This window comes from Synechocystis salina LEGE 00031 (assembly GCF_015207985.1).
Taxonomy (GTDB): domain Bacteria; phylum Cyanobacteriota; class Cyanobacteriia; order Cyanobacteriales; family Microcystaceae; genus Synechocystis; species Synechocystis salina.
This window is the reverse complement of sequence record NZ_JADEVV010000003.1, coordinates 35,785-49,472: the sequence shown is the minus strand read 5'-3', so window position 1 is coordinate 49,472 and position 13,688 is coordinate 35,785. Positions and strand designations below refer to the sequence as shown.

The following is a 13,688-nucleotide window of genomic DNA, read 5'->3' as shown; positions in this document are numbered from 1 at the left end:
CAGTGATTTCTTCCTACCCTATAATCCCGACTTGATCGAGCGGGCCAGGAAAATGCGTAAAAATTCCACCCCAGCAGAACGAAAACTCTGGAACCTATTAAAAGGTACTAAGCCCTTTGGTCGTGGTGGCATTCGGGTTTGGCGACAACGTCCTATTGATCATTTCATTGTCGATTTTTATATTCCCCAATTAAAGTTAGTAATTGAAGTAGATGGCGATTCCCATTTTTCACCCGATAACCTGGCCTATGATCAACAACGTTCTCGTATTCTTGAAAGCTATGGACTGTCTGTAATTCGTTTTACTAACCGGGAAGTTCTTGATAATTTGGATGGAGTTTGGGAGCGTATTTGTGAGTTTTTGCCTTTTTAATCCCCCCTAACCCCCCATTTCAAGGGGGGAGAACTGTTTCCCTGCTAGTCTTTTTGACTGGAGTAGCATTAAAGTATGACACCATCTACTTCCGAAACTACACCCTCCCCATCCCCCAATGGGCCGGCCTCAACTTCGCCGGGCTTACTTTCTCGTTTGTGGTCTTGGATCAACTCCTACGGGGGTTTGTCCGACTTGAAGAAATACAACGAAGAAGCGAGGATCTTGCACGAGCAGAGAATGAAAGAGCTGAGGCAAGAGAACGAGAGGCTCGCCGAACTCGAATCGAAAATCAATACCGTCTTGCACTCATCCGCTACCAACTCGAGCCCAACCCCACCCATCGACAACAATTAGAGGATATCCTCGCCCTACTGGATGAGTATGGAGATATGCTTTGAGAATGGTGATCAATCCCCTCTAACCCCCCTTTAAAAAAGGGAGGGGAAGGCGTTGGTAGCCAGGAAATTCAAAATAAATTTTCCCAAATACAGTTAGTCAGATTACGGTAACCCAAATCGTTAAAATGGGCGTCGTGTTTATGGTACATGTCTCGGTTCCAAGGGCAGATTTCTAGTAAGGGAACATATTCCAATCCCATTTGCTTGATGTCATCACGGATTTCCAAAGAGTATTTATTGTTAAAAGTTTCTCCTTTTTCCGGGATATGGACAACACGAATAACTGCATCAGGAAAACTATCTTTAATTTCCTGTAAAGTAGTTAAGGAATCTTTGTATAGTTCATTTTTGTCATACTCGTTGGCCTGGGCAAACCTAAGATGGGGACAAAGGTTTAATGAGGATGGCTTATTATTGCCCAAACTATACAGATCACATATTAAGTTGTATAGTCTGAACTGCTGCAGAAAATTGGGCTTGCTCTGCTCTGGGAGGTTCTTCGTTTCATATAATTGTTTTGCCCGATTAATCAATTCAGTTTGGCTCTCATTCTTGTCTGCAGTATAGATAACGGGGGGATATTTTTCTACACAGTCCTGGGCGTTTTCTTGGGAACAAAACCAGAGGGCTTGCCCTTGCACCACGGGATACCATAAAGGACGAAAAAAATCATTGCCAATGACCATGATATTAATTTCGTTAAAACGGACGGTGTCTTTAACACTTGCGAGTAACTGCTGAAAATGTTTAATGCCAGTGCCGGTTACGCCAAAGTTGTAGAGATTAATATCTGGGCGGTCCAAAAGTTGCCGCAGTTGGCTAACCCAGGTATAATTGCTCCCATCTCCCGCGGTGAAAGAATCACCAATAAAGACAATTTTCTTGGTTGATGCTAAATTAAAATCATAATCTACATTATCGACAAAACCGAGATTGTTAGTGCCATAGGTAATATCATAATCAACCTGGTCTCCGTAGATAGCAACGCTTCTAATGTCAGTTTTTGGTTCATATTTAACTGTTTTATCCTTTCCTTGCACCAGGGAAGGTGCGGTGAAAAACAAGGTTCGATCGTAGAGACTATATTTGCCTAAATTTGTTAGTCTGAGGACAATTTCAGCTAGAACCAAGCTAAAGGCGATGGAAGCGAAAATCAAGACAATATTTTGAGATATTTTTGTAATTTTTTTTGAAGGCATTGTTTTATTGGAGCAATGGGACCGGTGCGACCTTCACAAAATAGTTTGTCAATTATTCTTTAATCATCAGCATGACCAAGCTGAAATGATGGCTTTAGCTGGCAAGACCCCATTTTACTTGGTGTGGGAATGATTCAATCAAGCTAGGACTGGCAGTCTGACTATCTAACCATTCAATTGGGTGGGCGATCGCCACTGATCAGGGCGAGGGGACCTTCCCACCGACGCGGTTGACATATCAAGTTTGTTTGATGTATTGTTCTCTCATCAAGTTTTTTTGATGGGTTGCCATGGTCAGTCGCATTAACCCCAAAGCTATTAAGGCTGGGGGAACACTCAATTTATTTGAAAAATACCTTACTCTCTGGGTTGCTCTCTGCATTGTCCTTGGCATTGCCCTGGGTAAACTGTTACCCACCGTGGCCCAAACCTTGGATTCCTGGAGTGTTTATAACGTTTCCATTCCGATCGCCATCTGTTTGTTTTTCATGATGTATCCCATCATGGTGAAAATTGACTTTTCCCAGGCACGGCAGGCGTTCAAGGCACCCAAGCCGGTGATGTTAACCCTAGTGGTGAATTGGCTCATTAAACCCTTTACCATGGTGGTTTTTGCCCAATTTTTCCTGGGTTATCTGTTTGCGCCGCTGTTAACTGCCACGGAGATCATTCGGGGTCAGGAGGTGACATTGGCCAATTCCTACATCGCTGGTTGTATTTTGCTGGGCATTGCCCCCTGTACGGCCATGGTCTTGATGTGGGGTTACCTTTCCTATAGCAATCAGGGCCTAACTTTGGTGATGGTGGCGGTCAACTCCCTGGCCATGCTGTTTCTCTATGCCCCTTTGGGCAAATGGCTATTGTCGGCCAGTAACTTGACAGTACCCTGGCAGACCATTGTGCTGTCGGTGTTGATTTACGTAGGCTTGCCCCTGGCCGCCGGTATTTACAGTCGTTACTGGATTTTGAAATATAAGGGAAAGCAATGGTTTGAAACCCAGTTTTTGCAATACCTGAGCCCGATCGCCATTGTGGCTTTGTTATTGACGTTAATTTTGCTCTTTGCTTTTAAGGGGGAATTAATTGTTAATAATCCTCTGCATATTTTGTTAATTGCAGTGCCCTTATTTATCCAGACCAATTTTATTTTTCTCATTACCTATGCACTGGGCCTAAAGCTCAAACTCAGCTACGAAGATGCCGCCCCCGCCGCTCTGATCGGTGCCAGTAACCATTTTGAAGTGGCGATCGCCACCGCTGTAATGTTATTTGGTCTTAATTCTGGGGCCGCCTTGGCCACCGTGGTGGGAGTGTTAATCGAAGTACCAGTGATGTTGATGCTGGTGGAAATTTGCAAAAAAACCGCCTTTTGGTTCCCCAGGGATCCGGAAAAAGCCACCTTGCTAGATCCCCGTTGTGCTAATTCTCAATTAGGTTGCAACTAGTTGTTAAGACAATCGCCCCAATGACAAATTTTGACCATCCTCCCCGGATTTTATTTCTCTATGGTTCCCTGCGGGAGCGTTCCTATAGCCGTTTACTCGCCGAAGAAGCCGCCCGCATTATTACCGCCATGGGGGCAGAAACCAAATTTTTTGACCCAAGGGAATTGCCTCTGCGGGGCCAAGTTACGGACAGCCATGCCAAAGTGCAAGAACTCCTAGAACTAAGTCAATGGTCAGAGGGCCAAGTCTGGTCTTCCCCGGAAATGCACGGCAACATTACGGGCATTCTCAAAAATCAACTTGATTGGATTCCCCTAGAAGTGGGCTCCATCCGACCCACCCAAGGGCGCACCCTGGCCGTCATGCAGGTCAGTGGTGGCTCCCAATCGTTCAACGCCGTCAACACCATGCGGATTCTCGGTCGTTGGATGCGTATGTTTACCATTCCCAACCAATCCTCTGTGGCTAAGGCCTACCAGGAATTCCACGAAGACGGCACCATGAAGGATTCTTCCTATCGGGATCGGGTGGTGGATGTGATGGAAGAACTGTACAAATTCACCCTTCTACTGCGGGATAAGGTGGATTATCTGACCGATCGCCATAGCGAAAGAAAAGCTAGAACCCCCGATTCCCAATGATTTTGGAGTCGGTTTGGCCCGAAACACAAAAAATTACCGACTGATAATTTCACCAATATCCAAGCTAAAACCATGAAAAAAGTCATGTTCGTTTGCAAGCGTAATTCCTGCCGCTCCCAGATGGCAGAAGGCTTTGCCAAAACCCTAGGGGCGGGCAAAATAGCCGTTACCAGTTGCGGTCTAGAATCCTCCCGGGTCCATCCCACTGCCATTGAAATGATGACAGAGGTGGGCATAGATATCAGTGACCAAACTTCTGATCCCATCGAAAACTTTAACGCCGACGATTACGATGCAGTTATTTCCCTCTGTGGCTGTGGGGTAAATCTACCGCCGGAGTGGGTTACTCAGGAAATTTTTGAGGATTGGCAACTGGAAGACCCGGATGGTCAGTCCCTAGAGGTTTTCCGCACAGTGCGGGGACAAATTAAGGAACGGGTAGAGAACTTGATTACCAAAATTGCCTGATCGACCCCATTCCCACTGATACGGACGATACTAAACCCTCAATTTGGCTATATGCTTAGGGAAATGGCTTTGTGCCACGAAACTTCACTAATCGTTATACAAGTTAACCAAAGGAGGGTTGTGGATCTTGGAAACCAATAAAGAAAGAATATTGGTGGTCGACGACGAGGCCAGCATCCGACGCATACTGGAAACCCGTTTATCCATGATTGGCTATGAAGTGGTGACGGCGGCCGACGGCGAAGAGGCGATCGCCACTTTCCATGAGAGCAACCCCGATTTGGTGGTGTTGGATGTGATGATGCCCAAGCTGGACGGCTACGGCGTTTGCCAAGAACTACGTAAAGAATCGGACATTCCCATTATCATGCTTACCGCCCTGGGGGATGTGGCCGATCGCATTACCGGTTTGGAACTGGGGGCCGATGATTATGTGGTGAAGCCCTTTTCCCCCAAGGAATTGGAAGCTAGAATCAGGTCCGTGCTAAGGCGGGTGGACAAAAACGGTATGCCGGGCATTCCCAGTTCGGGCGTGTTGCAAATTGCCACCATTCGCATTGATACCAACAAGCGGCAAGTGTATAAAGGGGATGAGCGCATCCGCCTAACAGGGATGGAATTTAGCCTCTTGGAACTGTTGGTGAGTCGCTCCGGGGAGCCCTTTTCCCGTTCCGAAATTCTCCAGGAAGTGTGGGGCTACACCCCCGAACGCCATGTGGATACCAGGGTGGTGGACGTGCATATTTCCCGCCTTCGGGCCAAACTAGAGGAAGACCCCAGCAACCCAGAGTTGATTCTCACTGCCCGGGGCACCGGTTACCTCTTCCAGCGCATTTTGGAACCAGGGGAAGAGCCATAAACCTGCCCACTCCCCCAGCGGATTTCGACTCCACCTCCAGTTAATTGTCACCATGAGTGCAGATCCCAATCGTATTGTTCGTTTGCTACCCCTGGGGGCAGGCATTGTTGGGGGCTTATTGCTGCTGATTAACCGCCTTTCCACACCGATGTTGACCCCATCCCAAGCCCGTTCCGATGTGGTGGGGGTGATCTTGGCGGGCATGCTGGTGTGTGTGTGGCTAATTTGGCAACGGATTCAGCCCAAGTCACCGGAAGCGGTGGTGCTCGAAGGCAAAGAGGGTTTTGATTTACTGGACAGTCTGCCCCAGGACTTGAAAACAGAATTAGCCTGGGCCTCCCATTTATTGCTGACCAATACGGTGACCCAAACCATGGTGGTCTATTACAATCGCCAGGTGTTGTTGCGCCGGGGCATTTTGAGTGGGCAACCAGAAGTGAAACTAGGGCCCATTGTGGAAAGGGTAATGAAAACCCAAAAGCCAGTTTATCTAGTTAACTTACCCCTCTACCCCGGTCGGGTGGAATTTGATTATTTACCAGCCAATACCCAAGGTTTGATCTGTCAGCCCCTCGGCGATCGGGGCGTGATGATTTTAGGAGCCAATATCCCCCGCAGTTACACCAAACAGGATGAAAATTGGGTTACAGGCATTGCCGATAAAATTGCCCATAGTTTAACCACGGTGAGGGTTTTATGAGATATTTTATTCGCTGAAAGTGACTTTTGTGGATATATTTACTAATTCCCTCATTTTAGCGCCGCAAGTGGCGAGGAATTCGACCCAGAGAAGAGAGATTAAAAAACCTCTCCTGTAAATTGGGAGAGGTTTTTGATAGTTATGGACGATCAGGATAGTTAATTTAATTACACGGTTCTAGCGAATTTGTTAAAGGCCCGGCGATTAGCCTTTAAGGTTTTTGGAATAGAATGGGCTTCTGCCATGATGCTCCACTCCTTATTTACCGGCCAGAAATAATCAATACTCGAAAAGAAACGCCGCAAGTCATTCAATAGCCGAGTGACATACTGCAAGGACACATGAAACCCTTGGTGTTCCGTACAAGAGCATTTTTCGATCCAAACTAAAGCCTCTGCGGCGGACATGCCAAACACCGAAGATCGAAGGACACTATACAGAACAGGCATAAATAACTCATCCTTGAGCGGGGCCCCGGGTGCCAAACCTGATAAGCTACCAGCTCCATGTTTTTGATAGTTATAGATGACCGTATTCATCAAAAACTTTTCGTAGGCAGATGGCTTCGCAAACTCTTTATAAAGTTCCTTGCCAAGCAGCTGGGAAATAGTAGTATGAAATGATTCATCCAAAAGATGATAGCGGGAAATAGCCGTCGGCGATGGTACGTGGGCGCCAGAGTTTTCCAGCTTGCGACAGTGCAACGAGTAAACTTGCTCTTTGTTTTTGAGGGAAATATTGGCAATGTATCGAGCACAGTAATACTGAGAAGCCAGAAATGGAGTGCTTCCCCAATTGAAGCTGAGAAATTTCAGCGTTAAATCCGATCCCATGTATCGAGCAACTCCATCCCGCAGAACATCTAGAGTTTGTTTGCGGTACTGATCCCCGTTAACATCCGCATCCCCAAAAATACCTTCTTGGACAACGCGATCAATATTTTGGAAAGCATGAATATGATACCGTTCCTGATTAGTTTCTAGATCAAGCTCGTGGCATAGGGAGTCAAATCCTCCCAGGGAGAAGAAAACATTTGCGGTAACCTGATTAAACAAAATCGTGCTTGTTTCACTGGCCGCAACGAGATTGTACTGTCCAATCCAGTAAAGGTGATTCAGAACCTTTTTCTGGGACTCTGAAGCCTTTTCATAGAGGGGGGTTCCATACAAAAATGACAATTCTGGAGAGCCCCAATAATAGTCTTTTTCAACCGAGTAGTTGAAAGCTTTTTCCAACTGTTCAATTTTTTCGGTGTAGTCAGATTCCGTGTTGTTATGATAGGTTTTTTCGATGATCTGAGTGATCTTGCGCTCTTTACCCCGCAGATGGCTAAAATCCAAACTTTCGACAGAAGATGGCGTTACAGAAACCATGGCTTTCAGTGTAAATAGAAAATATACGGCATGGACCTTTTTTTGCGGCAAGTCCTATGTTCCTCTCACTATAACACTGCTCTAAGTTTCGTACAGACGGCCATCTTCCATGCTAAGGATGCGGTGGGCAATGTCAAAAATACGGTTGTCGTGGGTGACTAGGAGAACCGCACTTCCTTGTTCATGGGCCAGTAGCTGGATGAGATTAATAATTTCCCGACCGGTTTTGCTATCCAAGGATGCAGTGGGCTCATCCGCCAAAATTAGCTTCGGACTATTCACCAAGGCACGGGCAATGGCCACCCGTTGTTTTTGCCCCCCCGATAGTTCGTGGGGATAATAGTCTTTTCGTGATTTTAAACCGACAGCATCCAGGATGCGATGGGCCCGCTCTATTGCTGGGCCAAGGTGAGGTTCTTCCAATAGCTCCGCCGACATTCTGACGTTTTGCAGAGCCGTCATAAATTGGAGAAGATTATGGGACTGGAAAATATAACCAACTCTCCGGCGAACATCCACCAATCGGGCCTCATTGGCCCGATATAATTGACGGTTGAGCACCAGGACATTTCCCTCAGTAATGCTCCGCAGTGCGCCGATCAACGAGAGTAGGGTCGTTTTACCCGAACCTGATTCCCCCGTTAGTAGAACAATTTCCCCTTCATGAATAACCAGATTAATATCAAATAGAACCTGCTGACGGAGTTGTCTATGGCCGTAATAGTGATTGAGATTACTAACAAAAACAGCGTCATTCATGCAAAGGTAAGTGAAATTGATCCTAGAGTTAAAGATATATTAACTGCTTCAATTCTAATAAAACACATCCGCCGGATCAGCATCCTGAAGTTTACGAACGGCAATTCCACCCGATACAAAACACATAAGGCATGATAGTAACAATACAATTATTGCTTTGTTTACATCGATATAGACAGGAAGATTGGTGGCATCCCTGGCCAATTTGGTGGCAAAACTCGTAAAGATAATACCTGGAACGTAGGCAAACAGGGCTAAAAAAACAGCCTCTTGAAAAACAACTCCGAGTAGATAGCGCTGTCGATAACCAACGGCCCGGAGTGTCGCATATTCCGACAGATGCTGGGAGATGCTGCTGTAGAGCACTTGATAGGTAATCACCACGCCGACAGACAGCCCGATTCCAACTCCTAACGCAAACACAAAACCGATGGGACTGCCCGTGGCCCAGTAGTTTTTTTCAAAGGCAAAAATCTCTGCTTTGGAAAAAACTTTTACATCATTCGGCAAATAATCCCTAAGTGCTTCCAGAGTGATATCCAGTTTACTTTCGTCTTGAAGTTTAATGCCCCCCAAATTAATAAATCCTTTTTTACGTCCTGGCAATATCCGCTGGAAGTTTAGATCACTAGTAAGAATAGTGCCATCGGCACCAAAGGATATGCCTAAAGGAAACAAACCTACAACAGTCACTTCACGATTACTAGAACCCCGATCGCCAATTTCAGTCTTTAATTCTCCCCTTTGTCGAAAAAGCTCTGGGATGGGCCCATACTCGGCCCGCGAATGCTCATTGAAAAGAACCGTATCTGGTAGTTGCAGTCTAAAGCGGTTTTCTTCAACTGATTTCAAATTAAATACAGACTGGCTGGGATCGATGCCAATAATATAAATGCTTCGCCAGTAGTTTTTTCGCACCGGATTGCGCCACTGGGCAAAGCCTAAATAGAGGGGGATTACTTCCGCAACATTTTCCACGGCCAGGGACTGACTCAGCCTTCGTTCCGGAAAGTTTTCCATGGCAATTAAAGCTGAAGAACGACTACTCAGAATAAAAATATCCGCATCCAGAGGCTCGTATAAAGATACGGCACTATCGAAAAGAGCATCCTGAAAGCTCAATTGCATAAAAATCAAAAATATTGAAAAACAGACCCCCGCCACCGCCACGACGAGGCGTAGTGGATAAAATTTGAGTTGAAGCCAAGCAGTAGGTATCTTCACAGAAAAAAACTAACAATTTTTTTTAGTGCCAAATGTTTATTTCCAACCTAGGCAGTCACCAGTTTAATCTAAAAAAACACGGTGTTAACCGCTCCAATCCAATCAACGACATAGCTACTCGAAGGACGTCTTTCCGGACCAGCTACTTTTTCTGCTTAGCCTTGTAGCTTTGAAGAATTAGTTTGAATAATCACCTGAGTCTTAAGATTGGTTAGCCGTGAAAGATCAATTTTATTTTGACTCTCCTCCGACAGGCGGATACCCACTTCGACTACCCTGGCATCTATATCCGCAACGGGATCATTATCAAGAACTGTGCGACGACCGATTTGATGGCCAACGGATTCAACCACCCCTTCCAGTGGCTCAGGAAAAGCCGGATTAGAAATGTAGGCCTTCTGACCCCTTCTGACATTGATAATATCAGTTTCATAGACTTCCGTCCTCACGTACATTGTTTGAGTTTGTCCAATCTCAACAATGCCTTTGTCACTAATCCTCTCGCCTGGATAGGTATAAATCTTGAGGATTTGTCCATCAGTGGGGGAAACAATTTTAGTTAAATTAAATTCGGCCTGAGCTTGCTTGAGTTGCGCCATTGCTTCCTGCACCTGGGCTTCTGCGACGGCCAGATCAACTCCCCTAACTTCAGAAATTTCATCTAGAGTCCCTAGGGCCTGATTTTGTTGATCGTTAAGAGTTTGCATCGTCCGACTGAGATTTGCTCTGGCCTCCGCAAGTTCTTCTTGGCGACTGCTAATAATTCTTTGCAGATTAGCTTGGGCCTCTGCTAGTTCTCGATCTAGTTGTTTCGGCACCAAACAGAACCGATCATATTCGGAAGCAGAAGTACCTCCCTGTTCAAAAAGGGATTGATAACGTTGGCATTCCGAACTAGCATTGTTGTACTCAATTTTCAATTTTTCTATGGATTTTTCTTGGGCAATTTTCTCGCCTGCTAACTCTGCAGCAATCCGCTGAATGGTTGCATTTTGGATGCTAATTTGCCCCTCTAGCTCGGACACAACACCAGATAATCGAGCTTTTTGTGCCGAAATCTGCCCCTGCTTGGCTCCCGCTTGTACTTGCATTAACTTGGCCTGGGCTGTTTGCAGTTGCGACTGAGCAATCCGTACCCTTGATTCCATTGTGGCGTAGTTATCCAGAAGGGCCACCACCTGTCCAGAGCTAATAAACTCTCCTTCTTTGACCAAAAGTCGCTCAACTCGACTGCCCTTACCATCGGGACTAAGGGGACCAGAAAGTCTCCGAACCTCACCCTTAGGTTCGAGGTAACCAATGGCTGCCACTCGGGATAATACATTGGCTTGCTGACCATTGAGATCCTCTGCTGTCGGGCTTTGACTCTGTTTATTTTCACCAGACTGGGACTGAGAATCAGATACTCTGCCGGGGGGAAAGCTAAACCACCCCAAAATCCCGACCCCTGCGAATACAACACCAACAACGAGGAATACAATGAGCCTGCTGCTTGAGGAATTATTCGGGAAAACTGACTTCATTGCGATAAATCCTCTGCAATGCTACGGCGATCGCCCTTTTGTAAAAGTGGCTAGTCTATGGTAACACAATCATCCCGGTGTGTATAGTACAAGGGGTGATTTTAAGTTGCCTGATTTCGTTTTTTTGTTCCGAACTATCTTCATAATTTTTGGAGTTTGCCAGGGAAGATAATTTAGACACAACTCTCAATAACTTCCACTGCTTTCTGTAAGCCGCCCGCTTGCTCAATGTCAGTCTGGATACGTTGAGCGTTTTGGCGATAAATTGGATTATCCAAAATCTTCTCAATAACGGCCCTTAGATTCTGAGAAGAACGGCGGGCGATCGGCAGAACTTCACCGGATTTTGTCCAGGCAATGCGAGCCGCTACACTCGGTTGATCTCCTGCCACCGGCAGGGCAACTAAAGGAACACCGTTTTTCAAGGACTCCAAAGTCGTATTAATACCAGCATGGGTGATGGTCAGTGAAGCTTTTTGGAGTAGCTCCAATTGAGGCGCATAATCTACCACAATGACATTATCGGGCATATTATCTAGTTCTTCAGACTTTAACCCCCCACCGAGGCTAATCACTGTCTGTACATTGAGGTCTCTGACTGCCGTTGCAATTCGTTGAAAGAGGGTTTGATCGAGATTAAACGTGGTGCCCAGGGAGGCGTAAATAAGCGGACGGCCATCTAGCTTTTCAAAGGGAAAAGGAATATGGGGACGGCTTGATTCATCTAAAAAAGGCCCTGTAAAAATAAATTGTGGAGGTAATTGATGGCGGGGAAACTCAAATGACTGGGGAACTTGGCAAATTTGAGCAATGGAAGAAAAAGCCTCATCAGGATGATTTAAGACTGGTAAGTCCCAGTCCTGCCGATATTTATCTATAAGTTGGTGAATTGGACGACGGGCCTGATAATACGCAAAATATCCCATACGATTACGCGCTAATGCCCAACCTTCTTTCTGAAAAGGCCAATCTGTGAAGCAAGGAGGGACTTGTAACTCATAGTTAAGTGGAGAAATAGCGCAGGTAGTAATAAAGGGAATTTGTAGATATTCCGCAATACTTCCAGCCTCCGGGCAAAGTTGCTCCACTAGCAATGCTTCGATACCATGGGACTTGATAAAAGGGGGAACTTCCCTCAAAACGACCTGGGCAAAGGCCAGCAAGCCATCTCGCGTGTACATACCCGCCTGAATGCCCTCGAGTTGAGCTAATTTTTCCAAATAGGCAGGTAATGTACCTTTAGGAAATTCTTCTTTTCCGATCACTTGCACCTGAATGGCTGAACGGGGAAATTTCTCTTTAAAGTCGTCAACACAAAAAAGAGTTACCTGATGTCCTTTTTTGGACAAGGCCTTGCCCAGTGCAACCATCGGATTAAGGTGGCCTGTCGATTGAGGACAAATCAGTCCGAAATGAGTCATGGAGTTCTCTCAAAGTAACCGTAAATAATTCAGTTTTGATGACTATGAATATAGTATTTATCTAGTGATCAGACCCCCTGGCTCTGCTCAATTACCTAAACGACAGTAAAGTGCATATAAGCATAGGAAAAGCGGGCACTTTCTGGAATAATGCAGAGAATTTTTTGGCCTTTCTCCAGACGTCCAGAATTAAACAATTCCTCTAACATAATCCAAATCGAAGCGGCTCCGGTATTGCCTTTATATTCCAGATTGGTAAACCAACGCTCTTGCGGTATAAACATGCCAATTTCTTCCATTTGTAAACCTAAATCTTTTTTGAAATAACCAGAGGACATGTGAGGAAGAAACCAATCAACTTTGTCGGGGTCTAAGTTATACTTTTTCTTGACATCTTCTAGACCACGCTGGCCCATACGAACAATATTTTCTGCAAGCAGTTTAACATCTTGGTTCAGATCAAAATAGCCTTCATCAAAGGCCTCTCCAAGGTTATCAAGGTTTTTCCAGCCTTGAATATCACCATTTTCGAGCTTGATACAACCTCCATACATACAGGTTTCTAGTTCATTAGCAAAAGAAATATAATCAACCCAATCAACCCGTAGAGAAATACTGCTTTCATTTGGTTTATTTTCAATAAGAGCAGCCCCTGCCGCGTCAGAAAGCATCCAGCGCAAAAAATCCCTTTCAAATCCTACTATGGGCTTATCATCTAACTGTGCTAACTTGGCATCTATTTCTGGTTGAAAATGTTGGGCACGGAGGATGCTAGATACTTGCTCTGAACCGCACACCACGGCATTACGAGCTAAACCCATGGCAACATTCATGTAGGCATATTTGAAGGCCGCTACCCCTGAGCAACAAACGCCACTTGTGGCAATGACTTCGCAGGGCGGGTTTCCTAAGGAACCATGAACCATCAGGGAATGGTTCGGAATCATCTGGTCTGGGCCAGAGGTTCCACAAGCTAAGCAATCGAGCTGATTGAGATCAAAACCTGAATTTTTGACAAGGGCTTTAATCGCTTCAACCGTGAGTTCTACATTGGTGTGAGTAATACTTCTATCTTCGGGGTTAATGGCGTAGTGGCGGGTTTTAATCCCATTGTTTCTTAAGACTAATTTCTTTGCTTTAGATGGTTTGTCATTAATTAGCCCTAAGACATTTTCGATTTGAGTGTTATCGACCGGTTCGTTGGGAAGAAAAGCTCCCATTCCATTAACATACACATTAGTACTCATTAGGCATCACTCCTCTGAAATGGTTTATTAATTTATGTCCCAGAGCATGATACGG

General features: G+C 45.5%; 13 protein-coding genes. 6 read left to right on the top strand and 7 right to left on the bottom strand.

Annotation, left to right across the window (positions count from 1 at the left end):
• Window positions 1–52: 52 nt before the first annotated feature.
• Window positions 53–373, top strand: coding sequence for an endonuclease domain-containing protein (locus tag IQ217_RS01650; protein WP_190598392.1), 321 nt, complete (start codon window positions 53–55; stop codon window positions 371–373).
• A gap of 469 nt (window positions 374–842) precedes the next feature.
• On the opposite strand, the gene IQ217_RS01645 is transcribed toward IQ217_RS01650, so the two are convergent.
• The gene (locus tag IQ217_RS01645; protein WP_194018675.1) at window positions 843–1,973 is read right to left on the bottom strand and encodes an SGNH/GDSL hydrolase family protein; all 1,131 of its coding nucleotides are present in this window, start codon (window positions 1,971–1,973) and stop codon (window positions 843–845) included.
• 290 nt (window positions 1,974–2,263) lie between these two features.
• Here IQ217_RS01645 and acr3 point away from each other — a divergent pair, with 290 nt between their 5' ends.
• From acr3 to IQ217_RS01620, 5 genes are all read left to right on the top strand, one after another.
• Window positions 2,264–3,418 carry an arsenite efflux transporter Acr3 gene (gene acr3 / locus IQ217_RS01640; RefSeq protein ID WP_190598390.1) on the top strand — a complete coding sequence of 385 codons (1,155 nt, stop codon included), beginning with the start codon at window positions 2,264–2,266 and terminating at the stop codon, window positions 3,416–3,418.
• A gap of 11 nt (window positions 3,419–3,429) precedes the next feature.
• Complete coding sequence (gene arsH, locus IQ217_RS01635) at window positions 3,430–4,059, top strand: arsenical resistance protein ArsH (RefSeq protein WP_476718262.1); 630 nt, start codon at window positions 3,430–3,432, stop codon at window positions 4,057–4,059.
• Between the two features lie 72 nt (window positions 4,060–4,131).
• Entirely contained in the window at window positions 4,132–4,527 is a 396-nt protein-coding gene (arsC, locus tag IQ217_RS01630; RefSeq protein WP_194018674.1) for an arsenate reductase, glutathione/glutaredoxin type, read from the top strand.
• A gap of 127 nt (window positions 4,528–4,654) precedes the next feature.
• Complete coding sequence (rpaB, locus tag IQ217_RS01625; protein ID WP_190598387.1) at window positions 4,655–5,386, top strand: response regulator transcription factor RpaB; 732 nt, start codon at window positions 4,655–4,657, stop codon at window positions 5,384–5,386.
• 52 nt (window positions 5,387–5,438) lie between these two features.
• Window positions 5,439–6,086: a cofactor assembly of complex C subunit B gene (locus IQ217_RS01620; RefSeq protein WP_194018673.1), complete on the top strand. Its 648-nt coding sequence runs from the start codon at window positions 5,439–5,441 to the stop codon at window positions 6,084–6,086.
• Window positions 6,087–6,253: 167 nt separating this feature from the next.
• On the opposite strand, the gene IQ217_RS01615 is transcribed toward IQ217_RS01620, so the two are convergent.
• The 6 genes from IQ217_RS01615 to IQ217_RS01590 form a co-directional block, all read right to left on the bottom strand.
• Window positions 6,254–7,459 carry a hypothetical protein gene (locus IQ217_RS01615; protein WP_194018672.1) on the bottom strand — a complete coding sequence of 402 codons (1,206 nt, stop codon included), beginning with the start codon at window positions 7,457–7,459 and terminating at the stop codon, window positions 6,254–6,256.
• 81 nt (window positions 7,460–7,540) lie between these two features.
• Entirely contained in the window at window positions 7,541–8,218 is a 678-nt protein-coding gene (locus tag IQ217_RS01610; RefSeq protein ID WP_194018671.1) for an ATP-binding cassette domain-containing protein, read from the bottom strand.
• Window positions 8,219–8,272: 54 nt separating this feature from the next.
• Complete coding sequence (devC, locus tag IQ217_RS01605) at window positions 8,273–9,442, bottom strand: ABC transporter permease DevC (protein ID WP_190598383.1); 1,170 nt, start codon at window positions 9,440–9,442, stop codon at window positions 8,273–8,275.
• Window positions 9,443–9,597: 155 nt separating this feature from the next.
• The gene (locus IQ217_RS01600) at window positions 9,598–10,878 is read right to left on the bottom strand and encodes an HlyD family efflux transporter periplasmic adaptor subunit (RefSeq protein ID WP_194018670.1); all 1,281 of its coding nucleotides are present in this window, start codon (window positions 10,876–10,878) and stop codon (window positions 9,598–9,600) included.
• Between the two features lie 260 nt (window positions 10,879–11,138).
• Window positions 11,139–12,386, bottom strand: a complete 1,248-nt coding sequence (locus IQ217_RS01595; RefSeq protein WP_190598381.1) for a glycosyltransferase — start codon at window positions 12,384–12,386, stop codon at window positions 11,139–11,141.
• A gap of 95 nt (window positions 12,387–12,481) precedes the next feature.
• Window positions 12,482–13,633: a beta-ketoacyl-ACP synthase III gene (locus IQ217_RS01590; protein ID WP_194018669.1), complete on the bottom strand. Its 1,152-nt coding sequence runs from the start codon at window positions 13,631–13,633 to the stop codon at window positions 12,482–12,484.
• Window positions 13,634–13,688: the final 55 nt, after the last annotated feature.